This is a genomic window from Enterovirga aerilata (genome assembly GCF_013044135.1).
Taxonomy (GTDB): domain Bacteria; phylum Pseudomonadota; class Alphaproteobacteria; order Rhizobiales; family Beijerinckiaceae; genus Enterovirga; species Enterovirga aerilata.
On record NZ_JABEPP010000001.1, the window covers coordinates 716,472 to 732,462 of the forward strand.

The 15,991-nt window shown below is 70.0% G+C and carries 17 protein-coding genes; 12 read left to right on the forward strand and 5 right to left on the reverse strand.

Going from position 1 to position 15,991, the window contains the following annotated elements; translation table 11 throughout:
• Positions 1 to 248: 248 nt before the first annotated feature.
• From HJG44_RS03540 to HJG44_RS03575, 8 genes are all read left to right on the forward strand, one after another.
• A complete protein-coding gene (locus HJG44_RS03540) occupies positions 249 to 1,235 on the forward strand; it encodes a LysR family transcriptional regulator (RefSeq protein ID WP_171216928.1) in 987 nt (328 codons plus the stop codon).
• Positions 1,236 to 1,322: 87 nt separating this feature from the next.
• Entirely contained in the window at positions 1,323 to 2,297 is a 975-nt protein-coding gene (locus HJG44_RS03545) for a catechol 2,3-dioxygenase (RefSeq protein WP_171216929.1), read from the forward strand.
• Positions 2,298 to 2,302: 5 nt separating this feature from the next.
• Positions 2,303 to 3,022 carry a PIG-L deacetylase family protein gene (locus tag HJG44_RS03550; RefSeq protein ID WP_171217295.1) on the forward strand — a complete coding sequence of 240 codons (720 nt, stop codon included), beginning with the start codon at positions 2,303 to 2,305 and terminating at the stop codon, positions 3,020 to 3,022.
• Entirely contained in the window at positions 3,019 to 3,708 is a 690-nt protein-coding gene (locus tag HJG44_RS03555; RefSeq protein WP_171216930.1) for a 4-carboxy-4-hydroxy-2-oxoadipate aldolase/oxaloacetate decarboxylase, read from the forward strand. Before HJG44_RS03550 ends, HJG44_RS03555 begins: the two co-directional genes overlap by 4 nt.
• Positions 3,709 to 3,722: 14 nt before the next feature.
• A complete protein-coding gene (locus HJG44_RS03560; protein ID WP_171216931.1) occupies positions 3,723 to 4,835 on the forward strand; it encodes a 4-oxalomesaconate tautomerase in 1,113 nt (370 codons plus the stop codon).
• A gap of 19 nt (positions 4,836 to 4,854) precedes the next feature.
• Positions 4,855 to 5,757 (forward strand): DUF1932 domain-containing protein, encoded by a 903-nt coding sequence (locus tag HJG44_RS03565; RefSeq protein WP_171216932.1) that lies wholly within the window; start codon positions 4,855 to 4,857, stop codon positions 5,755 to 5,757.
• 260 nt (positions 5,758 to 6,017) lie between these two features.
• The gene (locus HJG44_RS03570; protein ID WP_171216933.1) at positions 6,018 to 6,599 is read left to right on the forward strand and encodes an NAD(P)H-dependent oxidoreductase; all 582 of its coding nucleotides are present in this window, start codon (positions 6,018 to 6,020) and stop codon (positions 6,597 to 6,599) included.
• 216 nt (positions 6,600 to 6,815) lie between these two features.
• Entirely contained in the window at positions 6,816 to 7,808 is a 993-nt protein-coding gene (locus HJG44_RS03575) for a YeiH family protein (RefSeq protein WP_171216934.1), read from the forward strand.
• Here the strand turns inward: HJG44_RS03575 and folB are convergent.
• Together folB and folP are read right to left on the reverse strand one after the other, a co-directional pair.
• The gene (folB, locus tag HJG44_RS03580; protein ID WP_171216935.1) at positions 7,805 to 8,173 is read right to left on the reverse strand and encodes a dihydroneopterin aldolase; all 369 of its coding nucleotides are present in this window, start codon (positions 8,171 to 8,173) and stop codon (positions 7,805 to 7,807) included. The two genes, HJG44_RS03575 and folB, sit on opposite strands and share 4 nt — an antisense overlap.
• A complete protein-coding gene (gene folP, locus HJG44_RS03585) occupies positions 8,170 to 8,943 on the reverse strand; it encodes a dihydropteroate synthase (protein ID WP_171217296.1) in 774 nt (257 codons plus the stop codon). Before folP ends, folB begins: the two co-directional genes overlap by 4 nt.
• Before the next feature lie 284 nt (positions 8,944 to 9,227).
• Between folP and HJG44_RS03590 the strand changes: the two genes are divergently transcribed.
• Positions 9,228 to 10,247, forward strand: a complete 1,020-nt coding sequence (locus HJG44_RS03590; protein WP_171216936.1) for an NADP-dependent oxidoreductase — start codon at positions 9,228 to 9,230, stop codon at positions 10,245 to 10,247.
• Positions 10,248 to 10,253: 6 nt separating this feature from the next.
• Here HJG44_RS03590 and HJG44_RS03595 read toward each other — a convergent pair whose 3' ends face one another.
• Positions 10,254 to 11,891 (reverse strand): ABC1 kinase family protein, encoded by a 1,638-nt coding sequence (locus HJG44_RS03595; RefSeq protein ID WP_171216937.1) that lies wholly within the window; start codon positions 11,889 to 11,891, stop codon positions 10,254 to 10,256.
• Positions 11,892 to 12,012: 121 nt separating this feature from the next.
• Complete coding sequence (locus HJG44_RS03600; protein ID WP_171216938.1) at positions 12,013 to 12,411, reverse strand: hypothetical protein; 399 nt, start codon at positions 12,409 to 12,411, stop codon at positions 12,013 to 12,015.
• Between the two features lie 160 nt (positions 12,412 to 12,571).
• Between HJG44_RS03600 and HJG44_RS03605 the strand changes: the two genes are divergently transcribed.
• Positions 12,572 to 12,931 (forward strand): phasin family protein, encoded by a 360-nt coding sequence (locus HJG44_RS03605; RefSeq protein ID WP_171216939.1) that lies wholly within the window; start codon positions 12,572 to 12,574, stop codon positions 12,929 to 12,931.
• 9 nt (positions 12,932 to 12,940) lie between these two features.
• Here the strand turns inward: HJG44_RS03605 and HJG44_RS03610 are convergent, their stop codons facing one another.
• On the reverse strand, positions 12,941 to 13,978 hold the full coding sequence (locus tag HJG44_RS03610; RefSeq protein WP_171217297.1) for a GntR family transcriptional regulator: 1,038 nt from the start codon (positions 13,976 to 13,978) through the stop codon (positions 12,941 to 12,943).
• Between the two features lie 122 nt (positions 13,979 to 14,100).
• Between HJG44_RS03610 and HJG44_RS03615 the strand changes: the two genes are divergently transcribed.
• Positions 14,101 to 14,844, forward strand: coding sequence for an SDR family oxidoreductase (locus HJG44_RS03615; RefSeq protein ID WP_171216940.1), 744 nt, complete (start codon positions 14,101 to 14,103; stop codon positions 14,842 to 14,844).
• Between the two features lie 35 nt (positions 14,845 to 14,879).
• Entirely contained in the window at positions 14,880 to 15,944 is a 1,065-nt protein-coding gene (locus HJG44_RS03620) for an Ldh family oxidoreductase (RefSeq protein WP_210260945.1), read from the forward strand.
• Positions 15,945 to 15,991 lie beyond the last annotated feature (47 nt).

Below are 15,991 nucleotides of genomic sequence, written 5' to 3' on the forward strand. Positions count from 1 at the left end.
AGTCCGATCATATTCGGACGGAGCGGCGCCTTCGTGAAGCGTCTCTCATCCGTTCCGGCTCGGCCCCCCGGGATCCCCGGACGAGCGCCGCCGGCGCGGGCACGGCATTCAGAAGATGCGGCCGCACGATTGCCTCACGGTTTGCGTGCGGTGCTGAACTGGCGCTTTTCCGGTGCGGAGGGGGGCGCTATCCAGTCGCGGAACGGGGTTGGGCGGGCGAGGCCGGGGCTGCCGAGGATCGAGGGGCTATGAAGCGGAGGTACCTGGAGCAGAAGCTCAAGGTCAGGACCCTGCGGGCCATCGACGCCATCGCGACGCATGGAAGCCTGCTCGGGGCCGCGAAGGCCCTGAACGTCGCCCAGCCGACCCTGACGCGCTCGCTGCAGGAGCTGGAGGAGACGTTCGGCTTCCGGATCTTCGACCGGCACGCCCGCGGCGTGCGGCTGACGCCGGCAGGGGAGGTGGTCTGGAATTCGACCCGCCGCATCCTGGCCGAGATCCGCCGGCTCGACGGCGATCTCGACCGCTTCCTGTCCGGCACTGCCGGGAGCGTCGCGATCGGAACGCTGCCGGTCGCCGCGGAAGGCGCCGTGCCGCGCATCATGGCGGACGCGAGGAGCCGCCATCCGGACCTGCAGATCCGGCTCGTCCAGGGCCGCACGGAGGAACTGCTGCCGCTGCTCGCGGCGGGCGACATCGAACTCGTGGTCGGGCGCCTCTACGGGCCGGACGCACCGGACGGCTTTCGGCGCGAGACGCACTACCAGGAGCCGATCTCCTTCGTAGCGCGGGCGGATCACCCGATTTTCCGGCTGGAAGCGGTGACGGTGGCCGATCTCGCCCGCTACAAGCTCGTGCTGCCGACCTTGAGCCAGCGGCTCGGCCGGGAGATCGAGCACATCCTGGCCGAGATCGGGCTATCCGGCCAGGCACGCCTGAGGTCCGGCTCCACCGGCCTGACGCGCGACCTCGTGCATCATTCCGACAGCCTCGCCATCCTGCCCAGCACCCTGATGTCGGAAGATTTCGAGCGCGGCACGATGCGGATCGTCCCCTTCCCGGTCCCGAGCGGGCAGCGGGACGCCGGCGTCATCTATCGCGGCGAGGTCCCGCTCTCGCCTGCCGCCGAGATCGTCCTGGCGATCATCCGCGAGACCATCGGGCGGATCGCCGGGCCCGGCGGCGCGGCGACCCGGGGGACCGAGCGCTTCGGCACGGCGGCAGGCGAGCTATAGCCATCCGTCATAGCTGGGGATGCGATCGTATAGGACGCCCGACCCCTCGGATTGTAAGAGCGCCGGCATCAGCGCGACGAGCTTCCGATGGTGCCCGAACCGATCACCGACATCGCTCATCTCGGCCATCTCGAGATCACGTCGAAGGTGCCGGAGAAGAGCCTTTGGTTCTTCACCGAGGTGCTCGGGATGACCGTCTCTGCACAGAGCGGCGATTCCGTCTATCTGCGCTGCTGGGACGACTACGAGCACCACACGCTGAAGCTTACGGCCGGCAAGCGGACTGGGATGCGCCACATGGCGTTCCGGACACGCTCACCGCAGGCGCTGGAGCGGCGCGTGGCGGCGCTCAAGGGCTCGGGTTTCGACATCGGCTGGACGGACGGCGATGTCGGCCACGGTCCGGCATTCGCCTTCCACGACCCGGACGGCCACAGGATCGAGATCTACTACGAGACCGAGTGGTACCAGGCGCCGCCGGAGCTGCGCCCGGCCCTGAAGAACCAGGCCCAGCGCTTTCCCGCGCGGGGCGCCAATGTCCGTCGGCTGGACCATCTCAACTGCCTCGCCGCGGACATCAAGGCGAACCGCGAGTTCTTCGAGACCTATCTCGGCTTCCGCCTGACCGAGCAGATCGTCCTCGACGACGGCCGCGAGGCCGGGATGTGGATGACCTGCACCAACAAGACCTACGACTTCGCCTATACGCTGGAGGCGCATGGCCATAAGGGGCGCTTCCACCACCTGACCTTCGCACTCGACAGCCGCGAGGAGATCCTGCGGGCGGCGGACATCTACCTGGAGAACGGCGTCCATATCGAGACCGGGCCGCACAAGCACGCCATCCAGCAGACCTTCTTCCTCTACGCCTACGAGCCCGGGGGCATGCGGGTCGAACTCGCCAATGCCGGCGCGCGGCTGATCCTGGCGCCCGATTGGAAGCCGATCGTCTGGACGGAGGCGGAGCGGCGCAAGGGCCAGGCCTGGGGACTCAAGACGATCGAGTCCTTCCACACGCATGGAAGTCCGACCCTCGAGGAGATGCTGGAGGACATCGCGTGAGCGAGATGCAGCGGACGGCGCTGGTGATCAGCGCCCATTCGGCCGACTTCGTCTGGCGCGCGGGGGGCGCGATCGCGCTCCACGCCAGGCGCGGCGTCGCCGTGACGGTGGTCTGCCTCTCCTACGGGGAGCGCGGGGAATCCGCGAAGCTGTGGCGCCAGCCCGGCATGACCCTGGAGCGGGTGAAGGCGGACCGTCGGAAGGAGGCGGAGAACGCGGCGGGGAAGCTCGGCGTCGCCGACATCCAGTTCTACGACCTCGGCGACTACCCGCTTCACGTCACGGAAGAGGCGCTCTGCCGCCTGGTCGACGTGTACCGGGCGATCCATCCGAGCTTCGTGCTGACCCATTCGCGCGAGGATCCCTACAACCACGACCACCCGGTCGCGACGGACTTCGCCCAGCACGCCCGCATCATCGCCCAGGCGCATGGGCACAAGCAGGGCGAGAAGGTGCTCGGCGCCCCGCCCGTCTTCCTCTTCGAGCCGCACCAGCCCGAGCAGTGCAACTGGAAGCCGAACGTCCTCCTCGACATCACGGAGGTCTGGGATCAGAAGCGCGCCGCGATCGAGTGCATGGAGGGGCAGGAGCACCTCTGGGAATACTACACGCGGGTCGCGCTGCAGCGCGGCGCGCAGGCCGCCCGGAACTCCGACAGGAAGATCACCTACGGGGAAGGGTACGAGAACGTCTTCCCGCATGTCGTCTCGGACCTGATCCCATGAGCGTCGTCGTCCGCAATGTCCCCCGCCTCGATCCGGAGGTTGTGCGCGGCCTCGCGCGATACGGGGTCGCGACCGTCCATGAGGCGCAGGGCCGGACCGGACTGCTCCGCTCCCATATGCGGCCGGTCTGGGCGGGCGCGCATGTCGCCGGCAGCGCCGTCACGGTCGAGGTCGCGCCGGCCGACAACTCGATGATCCATGTCGCGGTCGAGCAATGCCAGGCGGGCGACATTCTCGTCGTCGTCCCGACCTCGCCCTCGGACGCCGGCTATTTCGGCGAGCTCCTCGCCTGCTCGCTCGCCGCGCGTGGCGTCGTCGGGCTCGTCATCGAGGGCGGCTGCCGCGACGTGCGGGCGCTCGCCGAGATGAAGTTCCCGGTCTGGTCGAAGGCGATCTCGGCCCAGGGGACCGTCAAGGAGACGATCGGCTCGGTGAACGTGCCGGTCTCCTGCGCTGGCCAGATCGTCCGTCCCGGCGACATCGTCGTGGCGGACGACGACGGCATCGTGGTCGTTCCGCGCGTCAAAGGCGCTGCGGTGCTCAAGGCGAGCGAGGCGCGGGCGGCGAAGGAGGCCGACACGCGCGCCCGGCTCAAGGCCGGCGAGCTCGGCCTCGACATCTACGGCATGCGCGAGCGCCTGCGCGAAAAGGGCCTGCGCTACGTCGACCAGCCGGAGAACGCCTGACGGGGGAGGGGCCGATGCAGCGCGCGATTCCCTGCAGCGTCCTGCGCGGCGGGACCTCGAAGGGGCTTTACTTCCTGGGCCGCGACCTGCCGGCCGATCCGGAGGCGCGCAACAGGGTCCTTCTGGCTGTCATGGGCAGCCCTGACGAGCGCCAGATCGACGGGATGGGCGGCGCCGACCCGCTTACGAGCAAGATCGCCGTGATCGGCCCGGCGACGCGGCCGGATGCCGATGTCGACTATCTCTTCCTGCAGGTGGTCGTGGACGAGCCCCGCGTCGATGCCTCGCAGAATTGCGGCAACATCCTCGCCGGGGTCGGGCCGTTCGCGATCGAGCGCGGCCTCGTGAAGCCGACGGGCGATCTGACGCGAATCCGCATCCACATGGTCAATACGAACTCGATCGCGATCGCCTCGGTCGAGACGCCGGGCGGCCGGGTGAACTATGCAGGCCCCGCCCGGATCGACGGCGTGCCGGGCACGGCAGCCCCGATCATGCTCGAATTCACCGACATCGCCGGCTCGAGCTGCGGCGCGCTCCTGCCGACCGGCCATGCCCGCGACAGCTTCGGAGGCATCGAGGTCACCTGCATCGACAACGGCATGCCCGTCGTGCTGATGCGGGCCGCCGATCTCGGGGCGACCGGCTACGAGAGCCCGGAGGAGCTCGAGGGCAATACCGGCCTGAAGGCCAGGGTGGAGGAGATCCGCCTCGCGGCAGGTCCGGCCATGAATCTTGGCGACGTCACGCGCAAGAACGTGCCGAAGATGTGCCTCATCGCTCCGCCGAAGAATGGCGGCGCGGTCTCGACGCGGAACTTCATCCCGCACCGCGTCCACAAGGCGATCGGCGTGCTGGGTGCGGTCAGCGTCGCGACGGCCTGCGCGCTGGACGGCTCGGTGGCGGACGGAATCGCGGTGCGCTCCGCGGCGAGCGGGCCGCAGCGCTTCGAGGTCGAGCACCCGATCGGGTTCTTCACCGTCGAGGCGGACCTCGTCCAGGGGGCGGGCGGGCTGGAGGTGCGAAAGGCCGCCCTGCTGCGCACGGCCCGCATCCTCATGACGGGCGAGGTCTTCGTGCCGGAAGCCGCCTACGCGGCCGCCGCCCGCCGCCCCGACGCGGCCTGAGACCGGATCGGAGTTCCCCTTGCGCGCCATCCGATTCGCGATCGTCGGCTTCGGCGAGGTTGGCCGGATTTTCACGCGCGACCTCAGGGATCGTGGCGCGGTCTGCGTCGGCGCCTTCGACATTGCGTTTGCCGACGCCGTTTCACCGCAGCATCGGAACGCCGTCGAGGACGGCGTGCAGGTCTTTCCGAGCGCGAGGGAGGCAGCGGCCTCTGCGGACCTGGTGATCAGCTGTGTCACCGCCGGTTCGGCTCTTGAGGCAGCAAGGTCCTGTGCGGGCGGTCTCGCGCACGGCCCCTTCTTCCTGGACGTCAACTCGGTCTCGCCCGGCACGAAGGCGAGAGCCGCGGCCGAAATTGAGGCCGCAGGCGGGCGCTACGTGGAGGCGGCCGTGATGACGAGCGTACCGCCCAGGGGCGTCGCCTCGCCGATGCTGCTCGGCGGACCGCATGCCGAGACCTTCGGGGCGGCCGTCACGGGCCTCGGCATGAACCTGAAGGTGCATTCGGCCGAGATCGGGCGCGCCTCCTCGGTCAAGATGTGCCGGAGCGTCATGATCAAGGGCCTGGAGGCGCTCGTGACGGAATCCATGCTCGCGGCGCGGCATTACGGCGTCGAGGAGGACGTGCTTGCCTCGCTGGGCGACACGCTTCCGCATCCCGATTGGCCGGGCCTCGCCCGCTACGTGATGAGCCGCGCGCTCAAGCATGGCCGCCGCCGCGCCAAAGAGATGCGCGAGGTTGCCATGGCCGTCCGGGAGGCCGGGATCGAGCCCCTCCTGAGCTCGGCCACGGCGGAGCGGCAGGACTGGGCCGCGGCCAAGGGGAGGGGGATCGGCCGGGAAGCGCTCCGGACGGAGAGCCTCGCGGCGCTTCTCGATGCGCTCCTGGCGCTCGGTGAGGATGCGGCCCGGCCATCATGAGGGGATGTCTGCCGCCGGGGCAGCCTATGGGCTGACGCCGCATCCTCGGGCCGGCTCGGCGAAGAGCATCTGGTTGCGTGTCGCGGACGAACCGGCGGAAGTCCGCGGCACGGCGTAAGCAGCATGACGTGCCGGTTCATCTTGCATGCAGCCCTGAAGGCGCGTGAGAGGAGCGACTCGATGTTCTCGACCTCGACCCGCCGCGCCTGCCCCGCGAAGGTCTGGCCGTCGACCTGGGACCGATCCTGCAAAGGACAGCCATGCGCGTGCTCGTCGTCTTCGCCCACCCGCTCCAGGACAGCCTCCACGGCTCGCTCCACCGCGAGATCGTCTCAACGCTGAGGCAGGCCGGGCATGAGGTCGACGATTGCGACCTCTACGCCGAAGGCTTCGAACCCGTCCTCACGCCGGCGGCGCGGGCGCGCTATTTCGATCCCGAGCGAAACCGCGAGGGCGTCGAAGGCTACGTCGCTCGGCTGTTCGCGGCCGAGGCGCTCGTTCTCTGCTTTCCGGTCTGGTGCTTCGGCCCGCCCGCGATCCTCAAGGGCTTCATGGACCGGGTGATGATCCCGGGCGTCTCCTTCGCGCTCGGGCCCGACGGACGCATGCATCCGAACCTACGGCACATCCGCAAGCTCGTCGCGGTGACATCCTACGGGCGGCCGCGGCTGGATGCCTGGTGGATCGGCGACCCGCCCCGGAAGCTGGTCACGCGCTATCTGCGCTGGTTCATCGCCCGCGGCGCCCCCGTCCGCTATCTCGGCCTGTATGATCTGCATCGGAGCGAGGCGCGGCTCCGCACCTTTCGGGATCGGGTGCTGGCCGAGATGGGGCGCTTCTAGGCGCGGCCGATGCGCGTGCGCCATCTCGCGGCGCGGGTGTCGGCGTATGCGGCTGGCCACGGATATCGATTATCTATTTCTCGACGCGAGAATCCCCGCTGCCATGACGCGCGCCCCCCGAAATGATACCGCGCGGTGCCGCGCATCCCGGCGAAGCCGCGGTCTCGCGCGGTGAGGTCCTGGTTAGGCTGCCCGGGATCGCTTGCCCCGGGCCTTATGCTCTGCTGCGCGATCGCCGCCGCGGCGCTCGCGGTCGAACATGCCGAGCGCCGGCTCCTCGGTCACCCCTTCATCGAGGGCCTGGTGGTCGCGATCCTGCTCGGGATGGCGTTGCGCACGGTCTGGCAACCTCCCGAGCGGTTCCGCGCCGGGATCGCGTTCGGCGCCAAGCAGATCCTGGAAGTGGCGGTCGCTCTGCTTGGAGCCGCGATCAGCCTGTCGGCCATCCTGGCTTCCGGAACGGCGCTCCTTCTCGGGATCGCGGCGATCGTGACCTTTGCGATGGCGTTCGGCTGGCTGATCGCCCGCGGCCTCGGCCTGCCGAGCCGGATGGCGATCCTCATCGCCTGCGGCAACGCCATCTGCGGCAACTCCGCGATCGTCGCCGTCGCGCCGATCATCGGGGCCGATGCGAAGGACGTCGCCGCCTCGATCGCCTTCACGGCGGTCATCGGCGTGCTCGTGGTTCTCGGCCTGCCGCTCCTCGTTCCCCTGGCGGGGCTCTCGCAGCACGAATACGGGATCGTGGCCGGGCTCACCGTCTATGCCGTGCCGCAGGTGCTCGCCGCGACCGTGCCCGTCGGTGTCGCCAGCGTCCAGGTCGGGACGCTCGTCAAGCTCGTGCGCGTGCTGATGCTCGGGCCCATGATCCTGGTCCTGTCGCTCGTGGCGCGGCGGCTGCGCGCTGCTGGTCCCGAGGATGCGCGGCTCGGGCAGCCGGGACTCGGCCTGCTCGTTCCATGGTTCATCGTGGCCTTCCTGGTGCTGGCAGCCTTCCGGTCGGCGGGGCTCATTCCAGATGCGCTCGCGTCCGGGCTCGCGGCCGCCGCCGGATTGCTGGCGGTGGCGTCCATGGCCGCTCTGGGACTCGGAGTCGATGTCCGGGCGCTGGTCGCCGTCGGCCCGCGCGTCACCGCGGCCGTGACGGGCTCGCTGCTGCTCCTGATCGCGGCGAGCCTCGTGCTGGTCCGCATCATTCCCATCGGCTAGTCGGCCCGCCGGCGGGTGATCTCGACCGAGATGCCGTCGAGGATCGCCGGTACGGGTGCGCCCGGCTTATCCACCGTCACGGTAACGGCGTCGAGCGGCGGGAACTTCGACAGGAGCTCTCCTGCGATCGTCTCCGCCACGGCTTCGATCGTCCGGAAGCGGCGCCGGGTCGCAACATCGGTCGCGACTTGGGCGAGATCCGCATAGGACACGCCCGTGTGGAGCGTGTCCGTGCGCCCGACCTCGCGCAGGTCCAGGCGGCAATCGAGCGACACATAGAAGCGCTGCCCGATCCGCTCCTCCTCGGCCAGCACGCCGTGATAGGCATAGATGGCGATGCGATGCAGGACGATCCGGTCGCTCATCGGGGCCGCCTCAACACCGCGTCGACCACCTGCATCGCCTCCACGTGCTGGCGCACGTCGTGGACCCGCACGATATCGGCGCCGAGGGTTCCGGCGAGCACATGCGCCGCGATCGATCCGAACAGGCGCTCCCGCGGCGGCACGCTCCCCTTGTGGACGCGCCCGAGCACGGACTTGCGCGAGACGCCGACCAGCACGGGGAAGCCGAGCGCCTTCAACTCAGGGAGCCGCCGCAGCGCCTCGAGATGCTGCTCCGGGCTCTTGCCGAAGCCGATGCCCGGATCGAGCACGATGTGCCGGTCCGGGATGCCGGCGCGGCGCGCGATCGCGAGGGAGCGGTCGAAGAAGCGCCGCATCTCGTCCATGACGTCGGTGCTCGGGTCGATCGTCTCCCGGTTGTGCATGACGATCACCGGCGCGCCGTACTCGGCCGCGACATCCGCGATCGCGGGTTCGCGCTGGAGGCCCCAGATGTCGTTGACGATCCGCGCGCCGGCCGAGAGTGCCGCTCTCGCAGTCGCCGCCTTGTAGGTATCGATCGAGATCGGGACCTTGAGCCGGGGCGCGAGCGCCTGGATCACGGGGACAACCCGTGCCTGCTCTTCCTCCGCCGGGACCGGGACATAGCCCGGCCGCGTGGACTCGCCGCCCAGGTCGAGGATGTCCGCTCCCTCCGATTCCAGTGCGAGCGCGTGCGCGACAGCCGCCTCGGGCGACTGGAACAGGCCGCCGTCGGAGAAGGAATCCGGCGTGACGTTGAGGACGCCCATCACGAGGGTCCGCTGCCCGAGTCCGGCGAGCGGCTCCTCATGCGCATCCACGGCCGCTCTCTCCCCGCTCACGCGGAAGGCTCACAAGCGGAGAAGAGGGGCGCGTCGTTCGGCATCATGCCGGTCCTATACAGGCCGGGGCTTGTCCGGAGAACCGCAAGAGAGACCGCGGGGCGGCGAGCCACGAAGCTGGGCTGCCAACATTCGCGGGTGCGGACTGGCATCGTTCGCCGGCTGCACGATCCCGATCTTGCGTGTAGGAGGGCTCCGACCAGGAGCCAGAGATGACAGAAAGCCAGAACCGCCGCATCGTCCTCGCGAGCCGCCCGGAGGGCGAGCCGAAGCCCGAGAACTTCCGGCTGGAGACCGTGCCCGTGCCGCAGCCCGGAGAGGGCGAGGTGCTGATCCGGACGCGGTGGCTCTCGCTCGACCCCTACATGCGCGGACGCATGAGCGCAGCCAAGTCCTACGCCAAGCCCGTCGAGGTCGGGGCGGTAATGGAAGGCGGAACCGTCGGCGAGGTCATAGCCTCGCGCAACGATAGGTTCCGGGTAGGCGATATCGTGCTCTGCCATTCGGGTTGGCAGGATTACGCGCTCTCGAACGGGCAGGGCCTCCGCCGGCTCGACCCGGACGAGGCGCCGGTCCAGACCGCGCTCGGCGTACTCGGGATGCCGGGCATGACGGCCTATACCGGCCTCCTCAACATCGGCCAGCCCAAGGAGGGCGAGACGGTGGTGGTCGCGGCCGCCACCGGCCCGGTAGGCTCGGCGGTCGGGCAGATCGCCAAGATCAAGGGGGCGCGCGCCGTCGGGATCGCGGGCGGGCCGGAGAAGTGCCGCCTCCTCAAGGAGACCTTCGGATTCGACGTCGCCATCGACCATCGTGCGCCAGACTTCGCCGACCGGCTCGCGCAGGCCTGCCCGAACGGCATCGACGTCTATTTCGAGAATGTCGGCGGCAAGGTGTGGGACGCGGTGTTCCCGCTGCTCAACGACTTCGCCCGCGTGCCCGTGTGCGGGATCGTGGCGCATTACAACGACACGCAGCTCCCGCCGGGGCCGGACCGCACGCCGCAGCTCATGGGAGCGGTTCTCCGCAAGCGCCTGACGCTGCGCGGCTTCATCGTCTGGGATTTCGCCGCGCAGGCCGGGGAATTCGCCCGCGAGATGGGAGCCTGGGTAAAGGCAGGCCGCGTGCGCTATCTGGAGGACGTGGTGGACGGCCTCGAGAACGCGCCGGAAGCCTTCATCGGGCTGCTCAAGGGCCGCAACACGGGCAAGCTCCTGATCCGCGTCTCCTGACGCGGCTCAGAGCCTCTTCTGACGCAGCAGCAGCACCCAGCCGATCCCGAAGATCGCGATCAGCGCGGTGACGACCGCGAAGAAGGGCGTGCCGAGGTCGACGAGCCGCGGCGCGACCTGGATCGCGAAGGCGGCCACGACGATGGCGATCGAGACGCGCGCGGCCGCGCGCTCGATCCCCTGCGTCAGCTTGTCGATGCCCTTGATCTCGATCTCGACCGTGACCTTGCCCTGCTTGAGCCGCACCAGCATCAGGTGGATGAGGCTCGGAAGCTCGGTCGCGGCCCCGAACATGCTGGAGCCGAGCGTCTCGATCTTCCGGCGCATGCCGCCGATCGAGAATCGCGCCTTCATCCGCCGCTGGACGGTGGGCGCGGCGGCCGCGAAGAGGTCGAAGGTCGGGTCGAGCTGGCGCATCAGCCCGTCCCAGGTGATCAGCGCCTTGAACAGGATGGCGAGGTCCGTGGGCATCGCGAGGTCGTTCTCGCGCGCCATGGTCATGAAGTCTTCGAGCACGAGCCCGATGTTCAGCGGCTTCTTCGAGTGCCGGACCACGAAGCTCTGGGCCGCCGTGTCGAGCCGCGTCAGGTCGGGATTGGTCGCCCCCGTCCAGGCGAGGAGCACGCTGACCAGCCCATCGGCGTCCTGCTTCAGCATGGCGCCGATCAGCACGAGGAGCTGGGATCGGCGCCGCTCCGTGAGCCTCCCGACCAGCCCGAAATCCAGGAACGCTATGCGGTTGCCAGGAAGCGCGAGCAGGTTGCCGGGATGCGGGTCGGCGTGGAACACGCCCTCCACAAGCGCCATGTGCAGGAAGGCATTGGTGATCGTCTGGGCGAGCGCGGCAGGGTCCAGCCCGGCTGCGCGCACCCGCGCCTTGTCGGTCGGCGGAATGCCCTCGATGTATTCCTGGATGAGCACCTGGTCGTTGGTGCGGTCCCAGAAGATCTTCGGGAAGACGATGTCCGGCGAATCGGGGAAGATGGAGGCGAGGAGCTCGCAATTCGTGCCCTCGCTCATGAGGTCGAGCTCGCCGGCGATACCCGTCGCGAGCTGCTTGAGCTGCTCCTGGGGCTTGTAGCGGGACAGCTCCGGCCATTGCCGCTCCACGAGCGAGGTGGCGTGGCCGAGGAGCCGCAGATCCGCCTCGATGACCCGCCGCAGCCCGGGCCGCAGCACCTTCACGACCACGTCCTGGCCGTCCGGCATGCGGGCGCGGTAGACCTGCGCGATCGAGGCCGAGGCGATCGGGTTGCGGTCGAACTCGACGAAGATCTCCTCGGGATGGCCGCCGAGCGCCGCCTCGAGCTGCGGCTCCATGTCTTCCCAAGGGAGCGGGACGACCCGGCTGTGCAGCTTGCTGAGCTCGTCCGTCCAGACCGGCGGGAGCAGGTCGGTCCGGCTCGCTAGGATCTGTCCCAGCTTGATGAAGGTCGGGCCGAGCGCCTCGATGGCGCGCCGGACGCGCTCGGGCTGGGAGAGCCGGGAGACGTCGACGGCTGGGCTGCGCCAGCGGGCGAGCGGCGCGATCGCCCTCAGCCCGAGCTTGTCGACGACGTTCGTCACCCCGTAAGCGATGAGGACGCCCACGATCTGCTGGAGCCGCTGCCTGTCTCGGGCAGCCGCAAAGGCCGATTTCAGCATGCAGCGGCTTGGGTTCGCGCCTCTCCGGAAGAGGCTAGCAGCCCGGCCGGTCCGGCGTCGACTGGCCCGGACGCCGGTGCGCGGACCGAACCATGCCCGGCGCGCATTTCAGGCGAGGCGCTCAGCGTGGCGCATCCGGATGGTCGCGGTCCGGCCGCGGCGTGGCCGGGGCACGGCGAGGCGAGGACTTCCGAGGCTTCACCCGCGCACGCGATCGGACCTTCGCCTGCGCCGGTCCGCCTCGCGCGATGGAGGCTTCCGCGAGCTTCTCCAGCGCCGTCTCGATCTCGGCCCGTCCGGGCTGGCCGGCGGCTTCCTCGAGCGGCGGACCGGGATCCGGACGAGGCGCCTCCGGGCCGGGTGCCTCGCCGGATCCGCGCCGGCGCTCGCGTCCTGCGCTGCCGGCCAGGGCGAGCCCGATCAGCGGCAGGCTCGCCAAGCCTATCGCGAGGCGCCCGGCGAGCTTCAGCCCATCCTTTGCCAGCTTGTCGAGGCCGGGCGGCCGCGATCTCTCGCTCACCCGAATCGCTCCACTCGAGGAGATGTCGCCCCTTCATGGACCGAGAACGCGATCTCGCCAAAGCCTCCGCTTGTGGCGAACCGGCGCAGTCCACGCGCGATTGACCCGTTCGTCTGACCGCAGCACGCTGCGCGGCCGATGCGGGCCGGGAGGTGAGGTCATGAGCGACGACAAGGATGCGAAGACGGAGATCCCGAGCTCGGTCCGGGACTTCGCGGAGAAGAGCGTGGAGCAGGCGCGCAGTGCGGTCGGGACCTTGCTGGACGCCGCGCGCAAGACCGCCGAGTCCATCCAGACCAGCGCCAAGACGGCGGATACGCCGCCCGGTCAGGCGGTGTCGCGAGGCTTCGGCTTCGCCGAGCAGAACATCTCGGCCATCTTCGACTTCGCGCGGAAGCTCGTGCGCGCGCCCGACCTGAAGGAGGCGACGCGTCTCCAGGTGGATTTCGTGCGCGAGCAGGCCGCCATCATGGAGAAGCAGGTGGCCGAGCTGAAGGATCTGACCCCTCCGAAGACCTGACGGGCGAGGTCAGGGCAGCACGGACAGGTAGGGCAGCGGCTCCGGCCTGATATCGGCCGCAACGGCGTCGATCCGGGTGAGCGCCCGCGCGAGCGAGGCCTGCAGGTGCTCGCGCAAGGCCGCCGCGGCGGCCTTGCGCCGGTTCTCGTCAAGCGCCTCGAGCACCGCGAGGTGTTCGGGGAGGAACGGCTCGGACGGATAAAGCGGAGGCAGCCAGCGGTACAGGAAGCTGTGCGCGACGAGCAGCGACTGGTAGGAACGGAGCGCCTCCATCAACGTGCGCTGCCCGCAGAAGCCGAGGAGCTCGACATGGAGCTCCGCCTCGAGAGCGTCGAGCTCGGCTCCGCCGAGCGTTTCGGCCTCCGAGATCGCCGCCTCGATATTCGCCCTGAGCCGCCGCACGAGTTCGGGCGGCGCGGCATCGGCGGCCTTCAGCAGGGCGACCGGTTCCAGCGTCCAGCGCATCTCGTAGAGCTCGGCCACATGGTCGTGCGTGAGGCCTGGCGCGTACCAGCGCGCGCGCTCGTCCTTGCGGATGACGCCGCGCTGGTTCAGGCGGGCGACCACGTCGCGCGCGATCGTGCGGCTCACGCCGTAATGCTTGGCGATCTCGGCCTCGATCACGCGCCAACTCGCGAAGGCCGTGCGCGACACGATGCTCGTCTCGACCTCGGCGTAGATCCTCTCCCAGCCGGCGGCGGAGGATAGCTGCACCGGCTCCGGAGCGGGAGCGGCGCCGGTGCCGCTCTCGCCCCTTCCGATCGCCAGATAGCCGCGCCCGCTCGCCCGCTCCACCAAGCCAGCCTCGGCGAGAGCCGCGAGCGCCTGCCTTGCCGGAGCGCGGCTGATCCCGAAATCGGCGGCGACGCGCGATTCGAGCAGCCGCGCGCCATGCGGGATCGTCCCGGCGCGGATGCGGCTGGCCAGGATCGCGAAGGCCTGGTCGTGCAGCTTCGCGACCGTGCCATGCGTCGTCGCAAGGCCGGTCTTCGGCGGCCCTGGAGCGGTCCTGCCGCCGCTTCCGCCGTGATGCTCTCTCTCCGCCATCTTGCCGCCCGTGGACGCCAAGGGATTCGCCGTTGGTGGTGCTTGTCAACTCGCAGCGGGCCCGGTTACATCCTGATCGGCCAGTGTATGCATTGAACATCTCTGGCCGGGAGGAAGCGTTCTTGAGCGGAAGGCTGCGCGGTTTGACCGCCTTCGTGACGGGCGCCGGCCAGGGGATCGGCCGCGCCGTCGCGCTCGCCTTCGCGGCGGAAGGGGCGCAGGTCTTCGCCGCGAGCCGGACGGCCGCCAAGCTCGCCGATCTGCGCACGATCTCGCGATCGATCACGCCGATCGCCCTGGACGTCACGGACGGAGAGGCGGTCGCTCGCATTGTCGGCGACGCGTCCCCGCTCGACATCCTGGTGAACTGCGCCGGCTGGGTGCATGGTGGCACGCTCCTGGAGACGAGCGCCGCCGACTGGGCGCGGAGCTTCGACCAGAACGTCACCTCGATGTTCCACACCATCAAGGCGGCCCTGCCCGGGATGCTGGAGCGGCGCTCGGGCTCCATCGTCAACGTGGCTTCCGTGGCCTCCAGCATCACGGGCGTGGCCGGTCGCGCCGCCTACGGCGCCAGCAAGGCGGCCGTGATCGGCCTGACGAAGGCGGTCGCGCGCGACCACGTGGCGGACGGCGTCCGCTGCAACGCGCTCTGCCCGGGCACCACGCTGTCGCCCTCCTTGGAGGAGCGCATCCGGAGCGCGCCCGACCCGGAGGCGCGGCGGCGCGAGTTCGTCGCGAGGCAGGCGATGGGCCGGCTCGGGACGCCGGAGGAGATGGCCGCTGCGGCGGTCTATCTCGCAAGCCCCGAATCCGCCTTTACGACTGGCACCGTGATGGTCGTCGACGGGGGGCAGACGCTGTGAGCGCCGCGCTCGAGATCGTGGCCGCTCCGGGCGGGTTGCGCTTTTCCGCCAGCGCGCTCGCTGCCTTCTCGCGTGCTGCGCTCGCGGCGGCGGGTGCAGACGAGCCGAGCGCGGATGCCGCGACGCGCTCCATGCTGCACGCTTCGCGCCTCGGCATCGACAGCCACGGCTTCCGGCTCCTGCCGCATTACGCCAGGGTAATCGAGGGCGGGCGCGTGAACGGCCGGCCGAATCTGCGCTTCCAAACCGGGGCGGGAGCGGTCGCGATGCTCGACGCCGACCATGCCCAGGGCGCGCGGGCGGCCTATGCAGCGATGGAGCGCGCCGTCGAACTCGCCGGGCCGTTCGGGCTCGGGGCGGTCGCGATCCGCAACACCTCGCATTTCGGCGCGGCCGGCGCCTACGCGCTTGCGGCTGCGGAGGCCGGATTCATCGGCCTTGCGGCCTGCAATTCCGACAGCTTCGTCCGCCTGCACGAGGGCGCCGAGCGGTTTCACGGCACCAACCCGCTGGCGGTGGCCGTGCCGGCTGGCGCGGGACGTCCGTGGCTGCTCGACATGGCGACGAGCGCGATCCCGTATAACCGCGTGCTTCTCTACCGCGGCCTCGGGCGCGACCTCCCGCCCGGCGCCGCATCGGATGGTGCGGGCCGCGACACCTGCGATCCTTTCGCGGTCGAGATGCTGGCCCCGCTCGGCGGTTCCTTCGGCTTCAAGGGCGCGGGCCTTGCGGGGCTGGCCGAGATCCTGAGCGCGGTCCTGACGGGCATGCGGCTCAGCCCCGAGATCCTGCCCATGGGCGGACCGGACCTGTCCACGCCGCGCGAGATGGGCGCGTTCGTGCTCGCCATGCGGCCCGGCGCCTTCATCGACGAGGCCGTGTTCCGGTCCGGGATGGAGCGCTACCTTGGCGCGCTTCGGGCGTCGCGGGCCGTGGAGGGCGGAACGGTGCTCGCCCCCGGCGACCGCGAATGGGCCGAGGCGGAGGGGCGGGACAGGGACGGCCTGCCGATCGATCCGGACACCCTGGCCGCGTTCGGCGAGATCGCCGCCCGGTTCGGTCTCGGCGTGCCGGAGCGGCTCGGGACGGGTGCGCCATGACGGCTGAACGGACGGCAGCTTCGCGATCGCTGCCGGTGAAACGGGAG